Source organism: Nibribacter koreensis (assembly GCF_039541795.1).
In the GTDB taxonomy this organism is placed as follows: Bacteria; Bacteroidota; Bacteroidia; order Cytophagales; family Hymenobacteraceae; genus Nibribacter; species Nibribacter koreensis.
The window spans coordinates 131549-156665 of the sequence record NZ_BAABGX010000001.1 but is presented as its reverse complement, the minus strand read 5'-3'; the positions used below and the strand labels follow the sequence as shown (position 1 = coordinate 156665).

At 50.6% G+C, this 25117-nt stretch carries 15 protein-coding genes and 1 pseudogene; 6 read left to right on the top strand and 10 right to left on the bottom strand.

Translation table 11 applies throughout. From position 1 onward, the window contains the following. Positions 1 to 51: 51 nt before the first annotated feature. Entirely contained in the window at positions 52 to 483 is a 432-nt protein-coding gene (locus ABD880_RS00580; RefSeq protein ID WP_345161249.1) for a hypothetical protein, read from the bottom strand. Between the two features lie 201 nt (positions 484 to 684). Here ABD880_RS00580 and msrB point away from each other — a divergent pair. Continuing rightward, positions 685 to 1142: pseudogene (msrB, locus tag ABD880_RS00575) on the top strand (peptide-methionine (R)-S-oxide reductase MsrB). Between the two features lie 111 nt (positions 1143 to 1253). Here msrB and ABD880_RS00565 read toward each other — a convergent pair. The 3 genes from ABD880_RS00565 to ABD880_RS00555 all read right to left on the bottom strand — a co-directional run bounded on the left by ABD880_RS00565 (position 1254) and on the right by ABD880_RS00555 (position 6684). Continuing rightward, positions 1254 to 2810, bottom strand: a complete 1557-nt coding sequence (locus tag ABD880_RS00565) for a DUF3943 domain-containing protein (RefSeq protein ID WP_345161245.1) — start codon at positions 2808 to 2810, stop codon at positions 1254 to 1256. Between the two features lie 193 nt (positions 2811 to 3003). Continuing rightward, entirely contained in the window at positions 3004 to 3936 is a 933-nt protein-coding gene (locus ABD880_RS00560) for a zinc-dependent peptidase (protein ID WP_345161243.1), read from the bottom strand. 534 nt (positions 3937 to 4470) lie between these two features. Beyond that, complete coding sequence (locus ABD880_RS00555) at positions 4471 to 6684, bottom strand: M3 family metallopeptidase (protein ID WP_345161241.1); 2214 nt, start codon at positions 6682 to 6684, stop codon at positions 4471 to 4473. Positions 6685 to 6841: 157 nt separating this feature from the next. Between ABD880_RS00555 and ABD880_RS00550 the strand changes: the two genes are divergently transcribed. Then, the gene (locus ABD880_RS00550; protein ID WP_345161239.1) at positions 6842 to 7567 is read left to right on the top strand and encodes a hypothetical protein; all 726 of its coding nucleotides are present in this window, start codon (positions 6842 to 6844) and stop codon (positions 7565 to 7567) included. A gap of 13 nt (positions 7568 to 7580) precedes the next feature. Then, complete coding sequence (locus ABD880_RS00545; protein ID WP_345161237.1) at positions 7581 to 8279, top strand: hypothetical protein; 699 nt, start codon at positions 7581 to 7583, stop codon at positions 8277 to 8279. 124 nt (positions 8280 to 8403) lie between these two features. Here the strand turns inward: ABD880_RS00545 and ABD880_RS00540 are convergent, their stop codons facing one another. Continuing rightward, on the bottom strand, positions 8404 to 9549 hold the full coding sequence (locus ABD880_RS00540) for an MFS transporter (protein WP_345161235.1): 1146 nt from the start codon (positions 9547 to 9549) through the stop codon (positions 8404 to 8406). A 517-nt stretch (positions 9550 to 10066) separates the two neighbouring features. Between ABD880_RS00540 and ABD880_RS00535 the strand changes: the two genes are divergently transcribed. Next, a complete protein-coding gene (locus ABD880_RS00535) occupies positions 10067 to 11353 on the top strand; it encodes a cystathionine gamma-synthase family protein (RefSeq protein WP_345161233.1) in 1287 nt (428 codons plus the stop codon). Between the two features lie 319 nt (positions 11354 to 11672). Here the strand turns inward: ABD880_RS00535 and ABD880_RS00530 are convergent, their stop codons facing one another. Both ABD880_RS00530 and ABD880_RS00525 read right to left on the bottom strand, forming a co-directional pair. Further along, complete coding sequence (locus ABD880_RS00530; protein ID WP_345161231.1) at positions 11673 to 12422, bottom strand: N-formylglutamate amidohydrolase; 750 nt, start codon at positions 12420 to 12422, stop codon at positions 11673 to 11675. A 73-nt stretch (positions 12423 to 12495) separates the two neighbouring features. Continuing rightward, positions 12496 to 13401, bottom strand: a complete 906-nt coding sequence (locus tag ABD880_RS00525) for a S66 peptidase family protein (RefSeq protein WP_345161229.1) — start codon at positions 13399 to 13401, stop codon at positions 12496 to 12498. A gap of 294 nt (positions 13402 to 13695) precedes the next feature. On the opposite strand from ABD880_RS00525, the gene ABD880_RS00520 reads away from it, so the two are divergent. Continuing rightward, complete coding sequence (locus ABD880_RS00520; protein ID WP_345161227.1) at positions 13696 to 14463, top strand: DUF8091 domain-containing protein; 768 nt, start codon at positions 13696 to 13698, stop codon at positions 14461 to 14463. A gap of 185 nt (positions 14464 to 14648) precedes the next feature. Here ABD880_RS00520 and ABD880_RS00515 read toward each other — a convergent pair whose 3' ends face one another. From ABD880_RS00515 to uvrA, 3 genes are all read right to left on the bottom strand, one after another. Next, positions 14649 to 18725, bottom strand: coding sequence for a T9SS type A sorting domain-containing protein (locus ABD880_RS00515; RefSeq protein ID WP_345161226.1), 4077 nt, complete (start codon positions 18723 to 18725; stop codon positions 14649 to 14651). 781 nt (positions 18726 to 19506) lie between these two features. Continuing rightward, positions 19507 to 20406: a hypothetical protein gene (locus ABD880_RS00510; RefSeq protein ID WP_345161225.1), complete on the bottom strand. Its 900-nt coding sequence runs from the start codon at positions 20404 to 20406 to the stop codon at positions 19507 to 19509. A 285-nt stretch (positions 20407 to 20691) separates the two neighbouring features. Beyond that, positions 20692 to 23235, bottom strand: a complete 2544-nt coding sequence (gene uvrA / locus ABD880_RS00505) for an excinuclease ABC subunit UvrA (protein WP_345161223.1) — start codon at positions 23233 to 23235, stop codon at positions 20692 to 20694. A gap of 307 nt (positions 23236 to 23542) precedes the next feature. Here uvrA and ABD880_RS00500 point away from each other — a divergent pair, with 307 nt between their 5' ends. Then, the gene (locus ABD880_RS00500; protein ID WP_345161221.1) at positions 23543 to 25084 is read left to right on the top strand and encodes a Fic family protein; all 1542 of its coding nucleotides are present in this window, start codon (positions 23543 to 23545) and stop codon (positions 25082 to 25084) included. The last annotated feature ends 33 nt before the right edge of the window (positions 25085 to 25117 follow it).

Sequence of the window (25117 nt, the reverse complement as noted above, 5' to 3'; positions counted from 1 at the left end):
AAATCAAAACTTAAATACCATTACAATATTGCAACTATATCAAGAATTTATTTACCTGCGTTTGGCTTTGTTCTTTCTAGCCAACTTCTCTTTCTCTCTAGCGCCTTTTATCTTCTTAAACTCTTCCACCTCTACGGTTTCAGAATACTCCACTGAGCTTAAGATGTGCTGGTCTTCCTCAAAATCATAGATGAGCAGGATGGACAGAAACTTGTCTGGGTTTTCTACATACTCCCCGTCTACCAGGTCATAGACATTAAAGTCATATTCGCCTTCAGGCAGTTTTTTGTCCAGGATTCTGGCCAGGCGGTCGCCGGTGATGACTAAGGGAGCATCCAGGTCGTCTATGTAGTTGAAGTCCTGGCGGTAGTGGCCATCTTTTTTAAACATGATATACTCTACGCGGTCCAGGTGCACCTCAATGCCTTGGTGTTTGCTGTCGCGCTTGTTGGTGATGTCTAAAATGTTGCCTACTATTTTCATAAGGAAATGCTACAGGATGGTACCAACCGTAAGGTATACGACCTCTACAGTTGCACGCAAAGGTACACTTTCTGGAGTAAACGCACTGGACCGCGTTTTTGACCTCTTTTCGGGAAAACAAGCAAAAAATGGCTGACCACTTCTTTTAGAACGAAATACCTGCGCACGCGTTTTCCAGTCAGGAACTCCATCTTTAAAAGTATGCTTCGTTGGATAGATGTCCTTACCTATGCTAAATACGGCAACCCAGAGCCTGGCCGGCGCGTGGAGCATACTGAAGAAGCATGGCGTCAAAGGCTCACCCCTGCGCAGTTTCACATCTTACGAGAACGTGGCACTGAGCCACCATACCGAAACGCCTTCTGCAAAAACTATGAGCCCGGTGACTATGCCTGCGCGGGGTGCAGCAGCCTGCTTTTTCTGCCAGCGCCAAGTACCACGCCATTTCGGGTTGGCCCAGTTTCACCCAGCCTGTCTCAAAGGCGGCTTGTAAGTTTCTCTTTGATGACAGGCACCACATGCACCGCATAGAGGTACGGTGCAATGTCTGCGACGGGCATTTAGGTCACGTGTCCCATGACGGACCACCGCCCGCGGGACTGAGGTTCTGCATCAATTCAGCAAGCCTAGTAAAGCTTGACATTCCTTCCTCAGAATAGCACATTCGTGTTAGAACCGAGGACAATCTAAACGGAAGAAGCCGTTTTTGGCCTGTTTCTGAGAAAACAGGCCAAAAACGGCTTCTTCTTTTGAATACTTTATTGTACAGATTAGTTGTAGCGGCCTCTACGCTGTCTGTCTTCTAAAAACAATTGCAGGAAAATCTTCTGGTCAGTGATGGTTGAGCGCTGGGTGGCGTATTGCTCCAGCTTTCGGTTGGTAGTGTACCCAAAGTGCTCATAGCCCAGGCTTACGTTCTTGAACAATTGCACCGTGACTCTGGGTCTAACTATCCCAATGGAGTTGGTGCCTTCCAGGCCCTCAATGGTTTTGAGCAGGTAATGGTAGTACACAAAAGAGGCAGACGCATGGCGGCCTAAACTCAAGGTGCTTTCTATCTTTCCGTGCAGACCGGTGGTGTAGACGTAATCCCGTAGACCGTTCTCATCTGGGGCAAACCGCGTGCTGTTACCGGCCAGCGGAATCACGCCCACGTGCGCGTTGGTGTACAGATTCACCTGCTTGCTCAAAGGCAGACGGGTGAACAGCCCAGGTCCAAAACCCAGCGCGCCCAAGTCAAAGTTGCGGGTGTTCCAGTAGTCATAGTATTGGAAGAGACCAGTCAAGACATCTACTTTGCCCACGGTGCTGTTACGCCCAAACAAGATGCCGTACCCCGTAATGTTGTTGATGATGCCCGAGATGGTATCACCACCGCCATGACTGAACTCGGCACGCAGCCTGAACAGGTCAAAGGGCTTGCGTTTCTGGTCTTCAAACGGATTTCCGTAGTCCAATTGCACGTTGAACATGGCCTTGTTACCACCAGACCCGAAGACGTCATCCTGCTTGGTATTGATTCTGTGCACCCCGGCAAAAAGCGTGATATTGATAGGCTCTTTCTCATAAACCTCTTTGTTGGTCACCTGTGACGTTTTTCCTTGCAACAAGCGGTTCAGACCTCTGATGGGATTAATCACGCCCGCCGCCACTTCTCTAATCACGCGCTCCCGACCAGTGGTTCTGTCATCCAAAATATTGGAGCTCAGGCGGTACAGAATCTCGCCCAGGGCGGCACCGTTGATGGGCGTGTATATCAAGTCATTGTAAGAAGGCAAGGTGTTCTCCCCGAAGTATTCCCAGGTGGCGCTTCCGCCCACGGCGAAGGGCAGTGACTGCCAGTAGTTGTAGCCCTGCGACCGGGCCGCATTGAAGTATAGCGTGCCTTGGTACGGGTGCCCAATGAAGTTAATGCCAAACTCATCGGTGTCCCACTCAGGCTCTGAGCGCAGATTGTGTTTCCAGGTGGCGGGGCTCACGTAGGCATAGTCTGCTTTGGCCACGTAACGGTTGAAACCCATGAAGGCCAGGTTGACGCCAATGACCTGCGCGGCCGGTTTCCAGAGTGGCTGGCGGAAGTTGTATTCTGGGTCGTCGTGGAGCAAGTCGCCGTACTTGTTATAGAGCGTGGTGTCCAGCAAGACCTTGTTGGTGGGCTCCGTGCCGCCCAGCGAATCTGTAAACAGGCGTGCCTTGCGGTCTTTGATGTTCTTGAGCTGGGCATCACGGTTGCCGCGGCCGGGTTTGATGGTGTCTTGTTCTATCACTTGCGCCTGCAACAAGGTCACAGACAGAAGGCTTAGGCAGAAGGTATAAAGTAGTTTCATAACGGGAGCGGTTAAGGACATCAAGAACCAAGCGCAGTTTAATCCTATTTAGGTGCGCTATACATCTGCATTCTTGTACCTACACACGCCATACGTAACAAGCCCTAAAAAAGTAGCTGTTTCAGGCAGAGCCTATCCTCCATGCCGTTATTTTCTTATTTAAATGAAGCTATATTTAGAAATACTTATATGACTACGCCGCTAAGGTGGGCTTTGACTGCTTAAGCAGACAGCACTGCTTGTACTTCTGGCCGCTTCCGCAGGGGCATGGTTCATTCCTACCCAAACGCTTGCCATAGGGGTTGAGCAGTTCCCTAAAATTCAACCCGAAGCGGCGTTTGGGGTTCTGCTGAAAAATCTGGGTGAGCATTTTATACAGGTTGGGGTGCTTCTCAGACAACTGCCCCGGCTTCTCAAAAAAATACTCGGTGGCCACGGCAAAAAACTCGGCCTCATTGGTGGCGCCGTACGGGTTAATGTCAGACTTGCCCTGTTTGATTTGTTTAATCTTGCGGTACATAAGCTCTTGCCAGGGCTTTACCAGCTCATCAGGCAGGTACGCCTGCGGGGTGCCGTCAATCTCGCCATCGGCTTGGTCCAGCATGTGCGCAAACTCATGAATGCCCACGTTCTGCCTATCTGCCATGTCATTGAAGCCCCGCTCCAGCGCTGGTTTGGACAAAGTCACGTAATGGTCGTTCTGAAAAGGGTTTACGCGGCCCAGCACCTCAGACACGGCCTCAGACTCAGAGTGCTTGTACCGTTCAATGCTTCCCGGAAAGATGATGACTTCGCCCAAGTTGCGGTACTCCCAGTCATCAAACCGAAAGATGGGAATGATGGCACTGGCCGCCACCAACACGCGCAGGGTGTCATCCACTTCCACCTCAATGCCCGTGATGCGCTTCTCAGAGAGAAACAACTGAATCATCTTCTCAAACCGCACCTTGTCCTCCTCACTAGTGAGCGTATGGTAAAAGCCCACGCGGTCCAGCAACACCTTCCGCCACTCCGCCGGAAACTCCTGCGCCATGACCTTGCGCCTATTTCTGGTTTTCTGGGTGGCCCAGCGGTAAAAGAATATTACTACAATTGCGACTACTACAATGAATACAAAAAGTGCCATAGGGCTAGTTGAACGGGTAAGGGTCTGGAAAGATGTGCGAAAGAAAGGAAATTCCCCGGATTGTTAGAAATAGGCTGCCGAAGTAGCAAATCGTTTTTGGGCTAATTTCCAGAAAATAGGCTAAAAACGCACCTCAAGTTGACGTCCCCCTTGAAGGAATAGGTAGGTAACGTTGGAGATAATGTAGAGACCAGGCACCGCCTTGTCTCCCTCGCAATGTTATATCCTGCTGAGTTTATACGTACGTCATCCCCCTACCCCTCCCGTAACCAGTCCGGGATCTTCGACTTCAAAGGGGACGGAATGCGTGGTAGGTTGTTGGGACAGCCCCACCGCCTTGTCTCTTAAACAGGCCAAATCCAAAAGCGTGGGAGACAAGGTGGTGCCATTGTCTCTACAGCTCTATACCCATCCTGCCTAATCAACTCCCATCCAGAAAATCCTGCTCAAGAAAAGGCCTCACAGGTTCTACCCGTGAGGCCTCTCAATTTTATTTTTAGGCTATTTTCTGGGAAACAAGCCAAAAACGGACAATTACTTCTTACTCGACTGCTTAGGCACCGGGAAACCTCTGTCACGCATTAAGGCGTCAATCTTGGCGTCACGACCTCTGAACAAACGGTAAGCCTCTGCTGGGTCCATGGAGTTGCGCGGCGCGAACAGGTATTTCACCAGGCGGGCGGCTACTTCCTTATCATAGAATCCGCCGGGGGCTTCTTCAAAGGCTTCGGCGGCGTCTGAGGTGAGCACGTCTGCCCACAGGTAGCCGTAGTAACCGGCAGCGTAGCCCTCACCTGAGAACACGTGCGTGAAGTGCGGCGAACGGTGACGCATCACAATCTCCTTGGGCATACCCAAGGCCTTCAAGGTCTCGCGCTCAAAGGTATCTGGGTTGAGGCCGGTGGGATCTTTGACGGTGTGGTATTTCAAGTCCATCAAGGCAGAACCCAGGAACTCCGTGGTGCTGAAGCCCTGGTTAAACGTAGACGCTTTTTTGATTTTAGCCACCAATGAAGCTGGCATAGGCTGACCCGTTTTGTGGTGCTTCAGGAACTGGTTAATCACTCTGTCAGTAGACAACCAACGCTCCAATAGTTGAGATTGGAACTCCGTGTAATCGCGCACGCCGCCGTTCAAGGTGGGGTACTTTACGTTAGACGCCAGGAAGTGCAAGGCATGGCCAAACTCATGAAAGAACGTGGTGGCATCATCCCAGGACACCAACACAGGGTCACCCGGCGCCGGCTTCACAAAGTTGGAGTTGTTGGAGGCCAGCACGGTTTTCTTGCCGTCAAAGGTAGAGAAGCTTCGGTACTGAGAAGCCCAGGCCCCTGAGCGCTTGCCTTGGCGGGCAAACGGATCCAGATACCAAAGCCCAATGTGCGCCCCGGTAGTTTTGTCCGTCACTTCCCAGACCTTCACGTCCTCATGATAAACGGGCACAGAACCAGCCGGCACCGGCTTGAACGAGAAGTTGAATAGTTCGCCGGCGGTGTAGAAAATGGCCTGGGTCAGGTTCTCTAGTTGCAGGTATTGTTTTACCTCGTCTGAGTCCAGAGCATACTTTTTCTTGCGCACTTTCTCTGCGTAGTAGCGGTAGTCCCAGGGCGCGATGGTGATTTTGGCACCGCTGGCATTGGCCACGGCTTGCATGTCCTTCACCTCTTCTTTGACGCGGGCTAGAGCGGCTGGCCACACGCTTTCCATCAGGTTCATGGCGTTGGCGGGGTTCTTGGCCATGCGGTTCTGCAGGCGCCAGTCGGCGTAGGTGTCATAGCCCAGCAGCTTCACGCGCTCATCGCGTAGTTGCAGAATCTTGGTGATGTTCTGGTTGTTGTCATTGGCATCGCCGTTGTCGCCGCGCGAGTAATAGGTGTTCCAGACCTTCTCACGTAGGGTGCGGTTGTCTGAGTAGGTCAGGAACTGGTCCATGCTGGAGCGCGTGTTGGTGATGGCGTACTGACCGGGCTTGCCGTTGTCTGCCGCAGCCTTGGCGGCCGCTTTCACAAACGACTCTGGCAAGCCGCTCAGCTGGTCTTTGGTGATATAGGTGATGTACTTCTCCTCATCGGCCAGCGTGTTATTGGCAAACGACGTGTATAAGGACGACAGCTCTTTGTTGATGGCGGCATAGCGTTGCTTGGCGGCCTGGTCCAGCCCTGCGCCTTCCATGGCAAACTCCTCATGAATCAACTGCACGGTACGCTGCTGGTCAGCGGCCAAAGGAGATTTCAAGGACTGGTCATACACGGCCTTAATGCGCTCAAACAATTGGGTGTTCTGCGAAATCTTAGACCTGAATTCAGAAATCTTAGGCGCTAGCTCTGCCTGAATCTTCCTGAACTCTGGCGTAGAGAGGTTGCTTCCCCAGATGCCGTAGTAGATCATAGCGCGGCCCAGAGCCTCGCCTGCTTTCTCATAAGGCACGATGGTGTTCTCAAAGGTTGGCGCAGCGGTATTGGCGGTGATGGCGTCAATCTCCCTCAAATGCATCTCCATGCCCTGCTCCATGGCCAGCTTGATGTCACTCAGGTTCATCTTGTCAAAGGCCGGGATGCCGCCGTACGGGCCGGTCCATTCCTTGAGCAATTGGTTGTCTAGAGGCTGTTTCAATTCTTCAATGATAGTAGGCGCGGCACCCGTGTCTGTAGAGGCAGTCTGCTGCGGCTGGGTAGAAGTGCACCCCACCAGAGCCAGCATCAGGAAGAAGCCAGGCTTTTTGGCAAGGGGTATGAATGGTTTTAGCATAATTATTCTGTTGTAAAGCAAAAGATTATTTCTTCTGGCGATAAAAATACGTGGCCAATAGTTAATAACGGAAATAATTAGCGCTTAGTCTTCCACAAATATGTAAGAACCAGTTGCTACCTTTATACAACCTAAATACTATCTATTTAATATTTAAATGAAAAAGCTCTTATTGCTACTTTTGGCGCTGTCTACCTTGACAGGCTGCGACAAGGAAGAGGACGAAGAAGTTGTAAAGAAAGAGGAACCCGCTCCTACACCTACCTACCCGTCCACCTACCTCATTGAATACAAGAAAAACGTCACCCCCATCAAGATGTACACCAGACTTGGCGAGGTAAAGAACGACGCTTTGATCAAAAGCTTTGTCAAGCGCCATGCTTCCATTTACGGGTATTACCAAACCAATGTCACTGAAAAGACTTCCAACTCTAGTACGCTTGTGTTCAACAGCGCCACTGAATTGTATGCCTCTAATGCCAGAGATGGGGAATATTATGACATAAAAACTTTGGAGGATGGGGACATCGTCTTGACATCACGTAGGGAGTGGGAAGCCCTGCGTACCAAGTCTGGCAACACCTTCTCTGATTTTGTTGAGACCATTAGTAAGGTGAAAACTATTGTCAAAGACCCACAACCCGCGCCCTATAGTCCTGGTGGCACTGTTTATAAAACCAGGGAGCAGGTAGTTGGCACCTTTGCTGGCAATGAGTTGCTCATTCACTCTACCATCATCACCTGGAAGCACACCTATGAGTACGGCACCATAATTTATCCGGGCACATACAACATCAAGTTTGACCCCGCCGGAATCTCTGGAATGGGAGAAAAAGACACCTTACTCATTCAAGGTACAGCTGTGTTTGGCGCCAGGCAATAATAGTTTTTCCTTTATGAAAAATCTCTACCTTCTCCTTCTATTCCTTGCCTCTCTTACCGCCTGCGGTGATAAAGAAGATGATGCCATTGGGTTAGACTATCCTGCCACTTTTACGCTGACTAAGCATTCCACCGCCTCTCCCGTGCGAATGTTCACGGCAAACGGAGAGGTGAAAGACCAGGCGGTTATCCGGTCGTTCACGCAGAGAATCAACATGGACTATTTCTCCCTGGAGAACACCGTGCTGGATATTTCCTCTTGGTCAGAACAAGTAACGTTTTTGAATGGCACAGAAGCTGAGGTGAAGACGAGTTCTAGAAGCGAGGGCTATGAGGTGAGCCAAAAGGACGGTGACCTACTGCTCACCGCCAAAAAAGAGTCCACCATTCTATCACCGAGCCAGACTCATTCTAGCAAAGTAGCCACCGGCATCCTTAAGCACAAACCACTTAAATACAATGAGGTAGTACTTCCTCCTGGCTCCGGGGCCTCGTCTTCTTATACCACCAGAGCACAAATGGTTGCTTCCTTGAAAGACGCCGAAGTACACCTCCATCAATTGGCACACGCGCTTAAAAGTGGCACCCAGACCAGCTATTCTATCAATGCCAGCAAGGTTCTTAACAAGTTTGATGTGAGCGGTGTAGCTTTGCTACAAGCCACAGATACGCTACTGGTGCAAGAATTTGTGATGGTGGGTGAGAAAAAATAACCTATCCTTTTAGCTTGACGGCAAGATGGCTCAAGCCTTTCTACTTAAAAGCCCTCACCCTTTTTTAAGTGCGTGAGGGCTTTTGTGTTTTTGGGCTACTTTTCTCAAAACAGCCCAAAAACAGTTATTGACTTGCTTGCCCGCGCATCCTAAAAAACAGCTTAGAAATAGGCAACAGCATCAAGCCAGAGACCGCGAAGGCCACAAAAGAAACCTTTAGGTTAAACGCGTGCGCCAGATAGCCAATCATGGGCGGCCCAATGAGCATGCCCACAATCCCGAAGGTCACGATAACCGAAATGGCAATGCCGGGCGAGTACGTTTTAGAAGCACCCGCCAAGGTGTAGGTCATGGGAATAACGGCAGCGGCGCCAAAACCTACCATGGAAAAACCCACCATGGCCGGCCAGAAACTAGGGAACAAGACTGCCAGGCCAATGCCTGAAGAGATGAGCAAGCCGCTCAACACATAGGTAGTGGGCATGCCCAACCGGTCAATGATCTTGTCAGACCCAAACCTGGAAATGGCCATGCAGGTCATGAAAATGAGATAACCGGCCGTGAAGATGTCCTCTCCTATCACCTGCTGGAAGTAAATGCCGCTCCAGTCAAACATGCCTCCTTCACAGACGGCCGCAAAAAATACTAACAGCCCCAGGTACAAAATGTAGGCGTCTGGCTTCACCCAGCCCTTCTTGTCACTGGCAGGCGCCTGGTCTCCGCGCACCAGGTTTCTAAAGTAAAAGAGCGTAGCTGCCAAAGAAATAGCCGACACCATGATCAAATGCGGAATGATCGTCACCTCCAGAGACACCAGCAAAGTGGTAAAACCCACCCCCGCAATGCCGCCCGTGCTCCAAAGCCCATGAAAAGAGCCAATGAACTTCTTGGCATGCTGTTTCTGCAGGTTGATGGCCTGGGTATTGATGGAGATGTTGTAGACCCGCATGCTCAAGGAGAACAGAAACAGCGCCATGATCAAGGCCAGCGGTGTAGTTGCCAAACCTATAAAAGAGATGCAGAGCGAGTTGAGCAGAAAACCCACCGTCAACGGAATTCTGGTCTCAAACTTAGATACCAGCCAGCCAGACAAAGGCAGCCCAATGAGGGAACTGATGGGCATAGCCAGCAAGATGGTCCCCAACTCAGCTTCATTCAGGTGCAAGGCGGCCTTGATGGTAGGGATGCGCGAGGTCCAGCTGGCAAAGTTGAACCCAGATAAAAAGAAGAACACGCTCAACGCCAGGCGCTGCGAATTAAAAGAAGACATTGTAAACAGCTAGGGGCCGCAAGTAGGGAAAATATTTCGGGAAAGGCCAACGTGTTAGGTTGCACATAGGCTCTCACCAAAGAAAACTACGGACCATAGGGTGGCCGCTTTTCTGTTATCAATGTCTGCTAAGTCTATCCTGTTGGTAGGCATACGTTCTCGCGCAAACAAGCATTCGTTTTTGGGCTATTTCAGGGAAAACAAGCCAAAAACGGCATTCCAAACAATTCGCAATAACCTAACTATCATTATCTTAAACTAGTATTTCAAAAAATCCAAGAGTTGCATTCTACTGAAACCGGTGCGCAATCCAGAAAAAATATTTCTACCTTTTACTCAGCAAATTTTTATAATAATATGGGCTTTACCGAGGAGCAAACACCGTTCTGGGGGTAAATAATGACTTTGTGCGCTTTAAAGCACATTACCCATGTACAGACACAAGTTAAACATCAGGATTTACAGTCCTGCCTGTCTGGGTCATCTCACAAGGATCACCTATTAACTCTATACAAGTATGCTATTAGAAGAAGACCATCAGGGCCCCCACCTTAACGGCCAGCACCTGCGTCCAGAAAGTTTAATGATGAGCTACGGCTACAACCCAGAATGGTCAGAGATGGCCGTGAAGGCGCCCATCTATCAGACCTCCACCTTCGTGTTCAAGAACGCCGAGGAAGGAAAAGCTTTCTTTGAGCTGGCGTACGGCCTGCGGGAAAAGGGGGCCGAAGAACAAATGGGGCTCATTTACAGCCGCCTTAACAACCCAGACTTGGAGATTCTGGAAAACCGCCTCAGGTTCTGGGACGGTGCCGAGGACGCCGCGGTCTTTGCTTCTGGCATGGCCGCCATCTCTACCATGCTGCTGGCCCTGCTCAAGCCCGGCGACGTGGTCCTGCACAGTGAACCCATCTACGGCGGCTCTGACTACTACATCAAAAACATCCTGCCCAAATTCGGGATCAAGAGCATCGGGTTTCAGGCCAACATGACCGCGCAGGAAGTTGAAAAGCTGTTGGACGAGTCTGGCCTGGCCGGCAACCTGGCCATGGTGTACTTAGAGACGCCTGCCAACCCCACCAACCACCTGGTAGACATTGAAGCCTGCGCCCAACTGGCCCAAAAACACAGCACCCCAGACAAGAAAGTGCTGGTAGCCGTGGACAACACCTTCCTGGGGCCTTTGTTCTCGCACCCGCTTAAGCATGGAGCTGATTTGTTGATTTACTCTGCCACCAAATACATTGGCGGCCACAGCGACCTAATTGCCGGGGCCTGCCTAGGCTCTATGGAGTTGATGAAATCGGTGAAGGGGATGCGCACGTTCATGGGTTCCATGGCCAGTCCTTGGACCGGTTGGATGCTCATGCGAAGCCTAGAGACCCTGAAAATACGCATGGAGTGCCAGGCCCGCGGCGCAGAAGAAGTAGCCCACTACCTCAAGAACCACCCCAAAGTAGAACGCATCTATTACCTAGGCGACTTGCAAGACAACCCCGCCCAGCAGGCCATCTATGAGAAGCAGTGCCTCAGCGCCGGCTCCATGATTTCGTTTGACATACGCGGCGGCGAGAAAGAAGCCTTCACCTTCCTGAACCACCTGCGCCTGATCAAGCTGGCAGTAAGTTTAGGCGGCACCGAATCTTTAGCCGAGCACCCAGCCTCTATGACGCACTCAGACATTGCCCCGGTAGACCGCGCCCACATGGGCATTGGCGAGAACATGGTACGCATCTCTGTGGGGGTAGAACACCCGCAGGACATCATCAATGACATGGAACAAGCTTTTGCCAAAGTGCAGTAAAAAGCACGCATTCCGTCCCCCTTTGGAGGGGGTAGGGGGAGGATTTACTCTTGAGAGTTATTTCCCTTCTTACCAATTTGGCATACTGAAAGGATCTTGGTAGCGAATTAGACAGGCATTTATTAAACGCCACTACAATTTGCCCACAAGATCTTTCCAAGATGACATGGTGAAAACAGTCTCGAGTCTCAGGACTACTAAGTCCTACCCTCTCCAAAGGGGGACGGAATGCGTGTAATTTCAATAAAAAACTTAATAAAAATCTGTCCTCGTTTTTGGCTTGTTTTTGAGAAAACAGGCTAAAAACGAGGACGTTTTTTTAGGCCTTCCGGATGGTGATGCGGCGTTTTTCCTGATACTTCTGGAGGACGGTTTTGAGGGCTTCGGTGATTTCTTGTTTTACCGTTTCCCAATGTTCTGGATTACCATCTAAAAAGAATTTCTGGTTTACTTCCAGCTCAAAACCGGCGTACTGGTCTTTTTCAAATTTGCTTCTGAGGTAGGTGGGCAGCCCATCATCGGTGCCGGGATAGGGCTCATTGTAGACGATGACCCGTTGGGGATTCTGCTTCTCCAGGGCAGTCTTCAATTGGGCGGCTATCTTTTTCTCCAAGGGCTGGGCCGGGTCAAAGAGAATACCCATATCGGCTCTGCGCACCTTGCCGTCCAGGGCTGGCGTGAAAGTGTGCACGGCCAGATGCAAGACGCGGTTTCCTTTGGCAGTTTCTTCTTCTAGTCGGTTAAGCACCTGATTTCTATGAGGATGGTAATAGGCTTCCAACACGTGCTGCTTGTCTTCTTCGGTTAGTTTTTTGGCGTGTTCAGAGAAGAGATCATCACTGAAAAGGGAGCGGTTGGCCTCTACTAAGAGACGAGTCACGGCAGTAGAATACAAGGGCAGGTTGAGCACGCGTTCCAGATGCCGGGCCAAGGAGTTCGCCCCGAAGTCAATGGCCTTGTGCGTGTACAAGACTTCTTCCTTGCCTTTGAACAGATGCGCAAACTCTGCAGGAACTTCATTGCCGGCGTGTTCACAGGTAAGCAGACAAATTAAAGGAGAAGCAGACATAGGCGGTTTTCGTTGTTGGCTTGTTTTCTGGATTTCAGCCCAAAAACGGGCTGGGTGCAGACGGTAGTGCTATTTACGTTTCAAAAGAGAAGGTGGTGCCTTGCGCATCTACCCGTAGGTGCACCAGGCCGCCCAGAATGAGGGCCTTGTTGACGGCGCCGTGACCGGCCTTAAACCCAAAGGCCACCGGAAAGTCAAATTCCTTAACGGCATCAAAGACTATCTCCTCAGGCGTCTTCCCGAAGGGCGGGTCATCATCTTCCATCTCAATCAGTTGCCCCACAATGAGACCGCGCACGTAGTCAAACTTGCCGGCGTGCTTGAGTGAGATGAGGTAGCTGTCCAGCCGGAAGTGCTTCTCTCCCACTTCTTCCAGGAACATGATTTTGCCGTTGCTATTCACCTCAGACATGGTGCCTTTGGCGTTGCACAGAATGCTAATGGTGCCGCCCACCAACATGCCGCTGGCGGTGCCAGTGCGGTTTAAAGGATGCGGTTGCATGGAGTATTCCAGTTTTTCACCAAACAGGGCCTTGCGCAGGCTCTCCCAGGACTGGGCATGGTAGCCGGCCTCCAAATCGGCGGCCATGGTGCCGTGCATGGAGCCGGTGCTCAGGCGGCCCTGCAGGTGGTTGTGCATAAAGGTGGTGTCACTGTAACCTACCACCCACTTGGGCTTGTATTTGAACTTGCTGAAATCTACCTGGTCAATGATCCTGACGATGCCGTACCCGCCCGTAGCCTGAAAGATGGCCTTAATCTCTTCATCATCCAGCATGTCCTGCAGGTCCTGTTTCCTCAATTTGTCTGAGCCGGCCATGCTCCCCTGCCGGGCACCTATGGTTTTGCCTAGCACGGGTTTCAACTTCCAACTCTCCAGGATCTTGACTGCCTCTTGAATGTAGCTGTCTTCTGTGAAGGAACTAGTGCTCAGGAGGCCAACCTTGTCATGGGGCTTGAGGAACGGCGGTAGTATCATGGGCTATGTTTTTCTGGCAAAACGAAGAATGCTTTGGCTGGTTAGGCACATGGTTTAAATTCAGTACTTACCCTCTATGATCTGAGTGTTGTACGCAGGCAGCCTCAACAAAGCCAATTGGGCTGGCCACCGTTTTTGGCCTACTTTCCAGAAAATATCCCAAAAACGGATTGTGCCTGTTTCTAGCTGGCTATAATGCAAGAAGAAACGTTCTTGCGTTGCTGTTGTACCTAGATGCTATGATTGCCTCTGACCGGTGCTTCTCTTACACTTCAGGACATTTTACCAGGCAGGATGGTTACCTTTGTCTTCTTAGCACTACATGAATTGGTGACGGGTCCCGTGGAAGAAGAAGTACTATCAGCTGAAAAACCCAAGACCGCCGAACGGCAGGGCATCAACATCCAGAACGAGCGCTCCCTGCACAGTGGCCTGAAGGAATGGTTCGCCCAGCCCCAGGACCGCCTGGAGGTGCCCGTGCAAGGCTTTGTGGTGGATTTGGTGAGAGGAGACCAGCTGGTAGAAATCCAGACCCGCAACTTTACGGCCATTAGGCCCAAGCTGAAGGCCCTGCTCCCGCACCATCCCGTACATTTGATTCATCCTGTCACGCTAGAGAAAGTGGTGGCGCAGGTAGATGGTACCGGCACCCAGGTTTTGTCCAGGCGCAAGTCGCCGTACAAAGGTGCTTTGACAGACCTGTTTGAGGAGTTGGTGAGAATACCAGAGCTGGTGGCCCATCCCAATTTCACGCTGGAGTTTGTCTTGATCAAGGAGGAAGAAGTACGGTGCCGCGACGGCAAAGGAAGCAAGTACCGCAAGCGGGTGAGCGTGAAAGACCGCGTGTTGCTGGAGGTCTTTAGCACCCATCTTTTTACCTGCGCCCAGGACTTTCTCCAGTTTCTGCCAGACAGCCTGCCTCAGCCTTTCAGCAACAAAGACGTGCAAAAGGCGCTGGCCCTCCCCTTACACCGGTGCCGCCAGATCACCTACTGCCTGCGCAAAATGGATGCCCTGGTAGTTTCTGGCAAGAAAGGCAATGAACTGCTTTTTACAACCTAAGGCACTTCCGGTTCACACTTCAACCTGGCAAGCTTTCTGCTGACACATCCGTTTTTAGGCTGTTTTCAAGAAATCACGCCTAAAACAGGAATCAGGAAAAAGCCGCAAACGGCCTACCTGCAAAAAAAAGGCCGAAGCGGGTAGCTTCGGCCTTTTGGGGGTATTCTTCATAACCTACTCAAAGGCTATCGTTTTAGAATGATCCTTATGGTTTGCGTCATGGTGCCGCTGGTCAATCTGGCCAGGTACAAGCCTTCTTTGAGGTTGGCGCCGTCCAGTGCTACGTTGTAGCGTTTGCCAGCTTGGGCGGTTCCTGCGCTCAGGTGCTGTACCACTCTACCGCTCATGTCATGCAGCACCAGCTCATACTCACCGCCCAGCTCAATGATGAACTCAACGTTACCTCTGGAAGAGAACGGATTAGGGAACATTTTTAAGCTGTTCTCTGCCGCGTATAGTGATGAGGTAGATGTCACTGAGTTAGTGGCGACAGTAGTAGTTGCGCAAGGTAGATTGTTGTTATACGCATCAAGCGTTTTAGCCAGGCTTAAGGCTAACTGGTAGTCTGTGCCACCTCCTTTGCCTTTGCTGGAGAGATAACTACTGGCAGTACCGTTAAAACAATACTTAGCTAACAACGCCTCTGCCTGCGTGGCCGCACTTGCCGCTGATGCACATTCATACGTACCAGATTTTTTATTTAACTGGTAGGTCATTAAATGTTTGGCAAGTTTGTAGGCTGCATCACTGGCCATTTTAGCACCTTTACCTCCATTCTGAGTCTCACTTAAAATCAAGAATGCTTGTCTACAAGTGGTGATGGTAAAGCTTGACATTTGGTTACACGTTGCCCCTGAGGCTGGATTTGTCCAAAGAGTGTGTGGCAAATGGTCATCCAGTAACCAGAAGTCTGCTTTGTCGCCTCCGTTGGCACGAGCAGCCATTACATTGATGTACTGTTTGCCACCAGTGCAAGAGCTCCAGTTTTTCCAGTAACCAGGGGTACGGGCATTACCACCAGGAGGTGGCACGTTGTTGATTCTGATTCTCAACTCTAGCGTGGTACCTTCTTCAATGTTAGCTGGCAAAGGTAAAGCGGTTCCGGCCCCAATATAGAAACAATAGTTTCCTACCGCTTCGCCTTGGTTGAAATCACCTCCGCCATTGACTGTTTGCGGATCAAACCACGGCACTTCTTGCAGTACTCCATTGGCGTCATAGTACTGAATGACTACAGCAAAACCAGCCCCTACATTGGTTTCACAAATGGTATAAGTCTTGTCCTTACTCAAGGTGAGCCCATCAAACAAGATACCATCAGCATCATTAAGGGTGGTAGCGCTAGCTAAGAGGGTATTTCCTTCAGACAAGGTAAAGGTCCAGTCTTTGGTATTGTCCACTACACCATCAGTGAGTTTTTGCAATTCTACTTTACTGCAAGGATCAACGGTGAGGGCTGCGCTCTCATCATCAGTGCCGCAAATGCCCGTACCGCCCACTTTTGCATGGTAGGTCCCTTCATCGCCTTCGGCAATATCCAAGACATGCAAAGTACTTGTGTTGCCAAGGACCACAATGTCATAATCAGTGTTATCTGACAGCAGGGTCATGCCCTTGTACCAGCTTATATCGTTGCCGTCTACTCCTGTTCCGCCGCCGCTAACGGTAGAAGAGAAGGTGATATCAGAACCTTCACATTCTTGCACTGCGGTGAGCGCTGTCAATGTAGTATTTGGCGTTACAATCAGCGCCGCAGACTGATCAGCCGTTCCACAGATACCCATACCGCCCACTTTGGCATGATATGTACCGGCGTCACCTGCTTCAACAGCCAGGATGGTAAGCGTGCTCTTATTTCCGTCTACCACAATATTGTAGTCAGCATCATCCGTAAGAAGTGTTTCGCCTTTGTACCATGCAATGTCACTGCCGTCTACGCCAGCACCACCACCACTTACCGTTGATTCAAAAGTTGCATTAGCCCCAGCACACTCGGTTTCTTGAGTCAAAGCAGTAAGAGAGGTGCCTGGTTCTACTGTAAGCATGGCGCTTTCATCGTCTGTTCCGCAGATGTCGGTGCCGCCAATTTTTGCATGGTACACAGCTTCATCTCCTTCTACTAAACTTAGAATGTTTAAGGTGCTTGTATTGCCACTCACTACAATGTTGTATTTGGTATCATCATCAACCAAGGCCACTATGCTTGTTCCTTTATACCAAGCTATGTCAGCACCATCCACTCCAGGCCCGCCGCCAGTGACGGTAGATGAGAAAGAAGCACTAGCCCCTTCGCATTCTGTCTCTGGTGTCAAAGCTGAAAGCGTAGCGTTTGGATCAACGGTGAGCATGGCGCTCTCATCATCTGTTCCGCAAATGCCGGTACCACCCACTTTTGCATGGTAGGTTCCTTCATCACCTTCTACAATATCCAAGATGTGCAGTGTGCTGGTGTTACCACTCACCACAATGTCATATTTGGTATTATTATCTACAATAGCCGTAAGGCCATTATACCAGATTATGTCTGCTCCATCTACGCCTGGCCCACCGCCACTAACGGTAGATGCAAAAGAGACGTCTTCTCCTGCGCACTCACGCACGGCTGCTAACGCAGTCAAGGCACTGTTTGGATCTACCACAAGAGTAGCAGACTGATCAGAAGATCCGCAAATGTTTTGGCCACTAACCTTAGCATGATAGGTATCTTCATCTGTCTCTACCACCGTTAAAATGGTGAGGGTACTTGTGTTACCAGACACAACAATGTTGTAGTCATCATCATCTGCAATAGGGGTGGCTCCTTTGTACCAGGTAATGTCATTGCCGTCTACCCCGGGGCCGCCTCCGCTAACTGTAGTAGAGAAGGAAGCATTTTCACCTTCACACTTACGGGCATTGGTAAGCGCGGTAAGTGAGTTATTAGGATGGACAGTTAACGAAGCACTTTCATCATCTGAGCCGCAAATGCCGGTGCCGCTCACTTTAGCATGATAGATGGCTTCATCTAACTCGGCGGTGGTGATAATGGTGAGTGTGCTGGTATTGCCAGAGACCACAATGTCATAATTGGTGTCATCATCTATAATGGCAGTGCTGCTGGTGCCTATGTACCACATGATGTCTGCTCCGTCAACTCCTGTCCCTCCGCCACTTACTGTTGAACTGAAAACGGCATTTTCGCCTTCACAAACAATATCGGCGTCTGGAGTAGTGAGTGTAGCGTTAGGATTTACGGTAACTGGTATGCTACAGACTTCATCTGGGGCAGAACCATCTTCTGAGCTAATGGTTAGGGTAATGGTATAGTTTCCAGTACCTGTAGACTGCACCTGCACAGTTTGGCCAGTGGCAGAACCTATGATAGAGGCCGCTCCGGTAACTGTCCATAGGTTGTCTACATCATCCAAATCATTTCCTGACTCATCTGTATAGACAGAAGTGGCGCCTTGACAGACAGTAGCAGGACCAGTTATGGCACAGGGGAACAGGATTCTCCCAACATTTTTAAATGGTACCGTTTGATTCCCAACTTGGATGTTATCATCTTCTGGAGAAATTACAAGACCCGCAATAATATTAGCTTGTAAGTTGCCAGTAGGGTTACTTCCTGGATCACAAAGAATTCTTACGTCCACTCGTACAATCACTGTTTCGCCGGCTTCTAATCCCGTTACTTGAACGGTGCCTAATAATTTACTTCCAGATTGGAACAACGGCCCAGATAAAGACTCTGATGTTAAAGTGGCAGAACTATTGTTATTGGCACTCATGCCGCCATCTGTGCCACCAGGACCATCTCCACTAGAAACAGTACCGGTGTTTAAACCAACATAGGTAATATCACCAAGCGCTACCCCTGATTGACCAGTAGCATCTGCTAGAAAAGAATAGTCTAGCGAAATGGACTGCATGGGATCTGTAGGACTACCATCTACTGTCACTTTTGTCAAAAATGTGACAATGTCATTACACGCAAAATCGCCGCCTTCTAGAGACTCTACTACGTCTACGCCTATGGTACGATCATCATAAGCTCCTCCACCAGTGCTATGATCATAGGTAGTTGGCGCAGAGGCCACAAAATCCAGGCTAAAATCGCCTCCATCATACATAGATTTTTCTAAGGACAAGGCATAGGTAGGCACTGAGACCTCAGTACCCAGGGTATATTCCAACAACTGGTCAAATCTAAGGATAGAGAAAGAGGACTTGCTCATCTTGTCTGCCTTGAACACATAATTTGCCTTTACAGCAGAAGACATGACAATTAGAGAAAGGAAAAGCAGTACTAGTTTAAAATACCTTAGCAAAACGCTCCCCGTCTTGCTCGTGCAATCGTAATTAACTTCCATAAAATAATAAGATAATAATGTGTTGTTGTTGCGTGTCTGGCAATAGAAAACCAGGAGTAGAAGGCGTGCAGGTTGCACGTTCTATTCAACTGGACCCGAGAGTTGAATCAGGGGGGAAACACATCAAGGCACTGGAGCTGAGGGGGAAGCCTCAAAAGGGCAACACGATTGAAAGGAGAATGAAAAAGCGACTGGAGAGGTTTAAAGCCATAAAAAAACCACCCGGTTGCCCATCACCTTGCCGTAGGGCATGTATGTAGCAATAGGATGGTCTGTATGATAGGTAAGGTATAACAGGCGCAGAAAGCAAAAATAGCTTACCTGGAGAAATGCTGTTCTTTTACAATTACCCCAGGATTTCTAGAAAAGGTGGTATGTCAAAGATGCGCCTGTGGCATGCTGGGGGAGCACAGACTAAAAACAACATGCAAGTTGTTTCACGGTACCATCAACAAAACTAGAGGAAGCTGTCAGTATTCCTCTCAGGTAGAACAACAGTATTTATACTAGCCTACCTGTTTTATTCCTACGGCCTATAGTACAATAGGTTTCTTTTTTAAACACAATCTTTAAAATATTTTAAATTATTCTCTTACAAGAACTTACCTTTCTATTTCTGCATGCCATGGCCCAAGTAAATGGCACTTTACAACCAACCTACTTTATATGACCATAATTGTATTTTTCCGACCTACTTTTCACATTTATACGTGAATGTGCGTGTTGAGCCAACCGAACTTGTCACCGTGGTGGGTCGGCCTTGCTCATTATATGTGTAGGTATTGGTTCTGGTGTTGTTGTAGGCACTTGGGTCATAGTTGGCGCCCGGCCCTTTCTTGGTGCCTTCCAGGGTAGACACAGACGTAGTAGATACAATATTGTTGGTAGACAACCCAGGAACGAGAATGGTAGTGTTGGGCAGGAACATCACATACAGGTTCTCATGGTACGGGTTCACCTTATTGTCATGGGTAAAGGTTACCTTTAAGACAAGATCATTAAAATCTTCTGGGTTGCTTTGTGAGTACCGTAAGACGCGGTACTCCTGCATTTGGGTGATGTTCCCTTTGGCGTCATAGGTGAACGCGAAGTCATTCAATAACATGCGCGGAGAAGTGTTTGCAGTCCAGACCTTGAGGTTGACAAGCTGTTGTTTGCTGTTAAAGGTGAGTTCTTTGGTATGGTAGGGCTGCAAAACCGAAGACCCTGGGTTCTGCTTTCTGTTGTGCACATATACCTGCTTCACCAAACCTTGTTGGTCATAGATGAATTCATGGGCTTCCAGGGGAAGGCCTTGCGCGTCTGTCAAAGAGGTAGAGGCTATTTGGCCGGCGGCGCCGTAATCAAACCACGTGGTAGTGCTGGAAGGACGTTGTCCCACATACACATCCGTCACACGATTTAGGAAACCACCTTCAAAATGATAATCGCGGGTGAGGGATTCACCGGGCGTGGCAAAGGCTATCTGCTCTCTCAATAAAAGGCAATCAAAGCTGGAGGGATCCGGCGCAGCCTCCTCTTTGTCTGCACAACCAAGCATAACGCACAAAAGCGCAACTATGGAGAAGGAGGAAAGGATCTGTTTGAACATGGTTTGGTCTGTTTAAAAATGCACAGACAATTTACCAAACTCTAAAATATTGTCATCAGGGTATATATACTTTTTTTCAGGGCCTGTTAGTTGAAAGAAAGGGTAAAAAGAGGCCACAAAATGATAGTTGGCAATTGGCGAAGTACATGGGAAACGGCTTTGCAACCTGCCACCATAGCAAGTCCCATTTACCACTTCGCTCAAACTTGCGGAATGTTTGGGAAAGTTTGTTTTTAGCCTGCTTTCCAGAAAACAGGCTAAAACCGGATTTCTGTTTTTAACTTTCTATTTGGCTGCCAATTCCTTGCCTAGAAACGGAGCCGTTTTACTCTTCTTCACCTTGGCTACATCTTCCGGCGTGCCGGCGGCTACAATCCGGCCTCCTTCCTCCCCTGCCCCAGGACCGATGTCCAAGACCCAGTCGCTGGCGGCGGCCACGCGCATGGTATGCTCTACCACGATGACGGTGTTGCCGGCGTCTACCAGTTTCTCTAGTTGGGCCATGAGCTTCTCCACGTCTGAAGGGTGCAAACCCGTAGTAGGTTCATCTAAGATGTACAGGCTGTTGCCGCGGCTCAAACGTTGCAGTTCGGTGGCGAGTTTGATGCGCTGGGCCTCACCGCCCGAGAGTTCAGTGGCCGGCTGCCCCAGGCGCAGGTAGCCCAAGCCTACCTCACGGAGGACGGTGAGCGCGCGGTGAATGGCGGGCTCCTCGTCAAAGAATTGCCAGGCGGCGTCTACGGTCAGGTTGAGGACCTGGGCTATGTTAAGGTCACGGTAGGTCACTTCCAGGGTTTGAGCGTTATAGCGGGCGCCGTGGCAGACCGGGCAGGGCGCGTACACGCTGGGCAGGAAAAGCAGTTCCACCATCACGAAGCCCTCGCCGGTGCAGTTCTCACAACGACCTTTGGCAACGTTAAAGGAAAACCGGCCCGCGTCATAGCGGCGCTTCTTGGCCAGCGGCGTCTCAGCGAAGAGCTTGCGCACGTGGTCAAACAAGCCGGTGTAGGTGGCCATGTTGGAGCGGGGCGTGCGCCCGATGGCCTTCTGATCTACCCGCACCAGGCGCTTAACCTGCTCCAGGCCGCTCACTATTCTTCCGTCCAAGGTTTGCGGCGCTTTGCTTTCCAGCCCGTCTCCCTCCTCTTCCTCGGGGGGCAGTTCATGGCCCAGATGTTCTGCGACCAATTCTACCAGCACCTGGCTCACCAGACTACTCTTGCCAGAGCCCGACACGCCCGTCACGGTGGTGAACACGCCCAGCGGAAACTCAGCCTCCAGGTTATGTAGATTGTTGCGGGTCACGCCGCTGAGTTTAAGCCAGCCAGTAGGCGTACGCCGCTCCCGGACACCCACCGGCGCCGAGCCGAACAGGTAGGCGGCGGTTTGAGAATTGGTTACCTTTTGCAGGCCTTGCGGCGGACCGCTGTACAAAATTTCGCCGCCTTTCTCACCCGCCGCGGGGCCCACGTCCACCAGCCAATCGGCTTTGGAAATCACGTCCAGATTATGCTCCACCACAAACAGAGAGTTGCCCGCTTTCTTGAGGTTCTCCAGGGCGGTGAGCAAGGCTAGCGTATCACTAGGATGCAAACCCGCCGAGGGCTCGTCCAGCACATACACCACCCCAAACAGATGCGAGTACAGTTGCGTGGCCAGGCGCAAGCGCTGTAATTCGCCCGGCGACAAGGTGGGCGTGCTTCGTTCCAGGGACAGGTAGCCCAGGCCCAAATCCAGCAGCACCTGAATGCGGGCTACCAAATCCTGGGCGATGCGCTGTTTTACAATCACCTGCTCGGGGTGCTCTTCGTCATGCTGGGTGTGGCTGGAAGTGACGGCGTTTACATACGGTTGCAGGGTCTGCGCTACGCGTTGTAGGGGCAGGCGCGATAACTCCGTGATGTCATAGCCGGCAAACTTTATGGAGAGCGAGGCCGGGTTCAGGCGCTTGCCCTGGCAGGTGGGGCAGTCAGTATGGAGCATGAACTGCATCACCCGCTTCTTCATGAGCGGGCTGTTGGTATTGGCGAAGGTATGGAACACGTGCCGCCGGGCGCTGGTGAAGGTACCCATGTAGTTGGGTTCTTCTTTGCGTTTGAGGGCGCGCTGGGTTTGCTCTGGGGTGTAGCCGGGGTACACGGGCACCACGGGTTGGTCCTCGGTGAACAGAATCCAGTCGCGTTGTTTTTGGGGCAAATCCTTCCAAGGACGGTCCACGTCATAGCCCAAAGTCACCAGGATGTCGCGCTGGTTCTGGCCGCCCCAGGCGGTGGGCCAGGCGGCAATGGCCCGCTCCCGGATGGTGAGGCTGGGGTCGGGTACCATGCTTTCTTCGGTCACCTCATAGATGCGGCCCAGGCCGTGGCAGGTGGGGCAGGCGCCTTCGGGGGTGTTGGGTGAGAAGGCCTCGGCGTAGATGATGGGTTGGCCTTTGGGGTAGTCACCGGCCCGACTGTAGAGCATGCGCACCAGGTTAGAGAGCGTGGTCACGCTGCCCACGCTGGAACGGGTAGTGGGCGTGCCGCGCTGTTGTTGCAAAGCCACCGCCGGCGGCAGGCCCTCAATGGCGTCTACCTCGGGCACGGCCATCTGGTGGAACAGCCGCCGCGCGTAGGGGCTCACGCTCTCCAGGTAGCGGCGCTGAGCCTCGGCGTAGAGCGTACCAAACGCCAACGACGACTTGCCCGAGCCCGACACGCCCGTGAACACCACCAGGGCATCGCGGGGAATGGTAAGGTCAACGTTCTTGAGGTTATGCTCCCGGGCGCCGCGTACGGTCACAAAGCCGGTGAAGTCTGATGCAGGTGCTACTTGCGTGTCTTTTGCCATATGCGGTAAAACCAAAGGTCTTTGCCCTTACGCAAGCCAGAAAGCGGCTGTTGTACTTTAGGCCAAATGCCCCGGCGCGCATCAGTTCGTTTTTAGGCTATTTTCTGGAAAATAGGTCAAAAACAGTATGGTTCTAGAATGAAATAAGACCCCTGTTAAGGTAATACCAAATGAATTCCGCTTTAACTCCAACTAGTAATCCCACCCTGCTCATACCTATATTTAATAAATTCGGCTATTTATACCCATTTTTTTCAACTCTTACCTGTATTTACTATCTTTGAAAACCTACTATTCATAATTACCTATGGCTTCTACCTCGTTTTCACAGGAAATACTTAATTTTCATGGACGTACAGCCCCCAAGGCGGGTATCTTGGTAGGGTACGGCGCTATTATTGAACACTATGGCTTACAGCTTCCTTTGCCCAGACAATTGGCCATCATTAGCCAGAAGAACCGGAAATACGGGCAAGGGCAATGGCAAGTCTTCCCCCCTTCTTACCAACCAGCAGATTCTTTAGCCGGTCACCTGACCTTCGCGCTCAAATATGAAGGAATCAATTTGCTGTTCTTTAAAAAGCTGTTCCAACAACTTACTCAAGGAGAGGTTCTAGCCCTGGTCCAGAAGGAATATACAAGCCAATACATGCGTAAAGTCTGGTTTCTGTATGAATGGCTTATGCAACAACAATTGCCCGTTCCAGATCTTCGCATTAAAAATTATGTACCCTTAATAGATGAAAAGCTGCAGTATGCCCTAACCCAAGGCGATAGGTCTGCCCGGCACCGCATCCTCAACAACCTGCCTGGCACTGTCTCCTTTTGCCCGCTTGTCTCTAAAACTACTCGCTTGCAGGACTATCTAACAAAAAAGTTAGATGAGCAGATAAGCCTGTCCCTGAAAGGGGTGCATAAAGACATCTTGCAGCGCACGTCTGCTTTTCTGTTGCTCAAAGACTCCAAAGCCTCTTTTAGCATTGAAGGCGAGCGCCCCACCCAAACCAGAGCCATTAGATGGGGCAATGCCATAGGGCAGGCAGGCACCAAACCTTTAAGCAAGCAAGAGCTTCTGCGCCTGCAGCAACTTGTCATTGGCGAAAGCAGGTTTACGGCCTTGGGGTACCGCACCGCTGGTGGATTTGTAGGAGAGCATGACCGCCATACGGGAGAACCCCTTCCAGACCACGTTTCGGCTAGGTGGCAAGACATAGAACCGTTAATGGAGGGGCTGCTGGAAAGCATAAAACTCTTAGAGGCCAGGCAGTATCATCCGGTTTTGGCGGCGGCGCAACTGGCCTTCGGGTTGGTGTTCATTCACCCCTTTGTAGACGGCAACGGCAGGTTGCACCGGTACCTCATTCACCACTTGTTAGCCTCTCTCAAGTTTACGCCGCAGGGTATTATTTTCCCGGTGTCAGCGGCCATACTAGACCACTTGACAGACTATAGACAGGTACTGGAAACCTACTCACACCCTCTGTTGGATTTTATTGAATGGCGCACCACACCTGACCATAACATAGAAGTACTCAACCAAACCATAGACTACTACCGTTATTTTGATGCTACCCCGCAGGCAGAATTTTTGTTCCAATGCGTAGACTACACCATCCAGCACATTATCCCAGAAGAAGTATCTTATCTACAGAAATATGACCGCCTGAAAGACTGGTTGGACAATATCTTCTCAATGCCTGACAAAACAGTAGCGCTGCTCATTCAATTCTTGCACCAAGGCAACGGAAGTTTGTCTACCCGCGCCAAAACCAGGGAATTTGCCGCCTTAACCCCAGAAGAAATGCACCAAATTGAAGTACGCTATAAGGAGGTCTTTGAAGCAGACTAATTAAAGCCAGTCTCACTTTATAAAGAAAAGCCT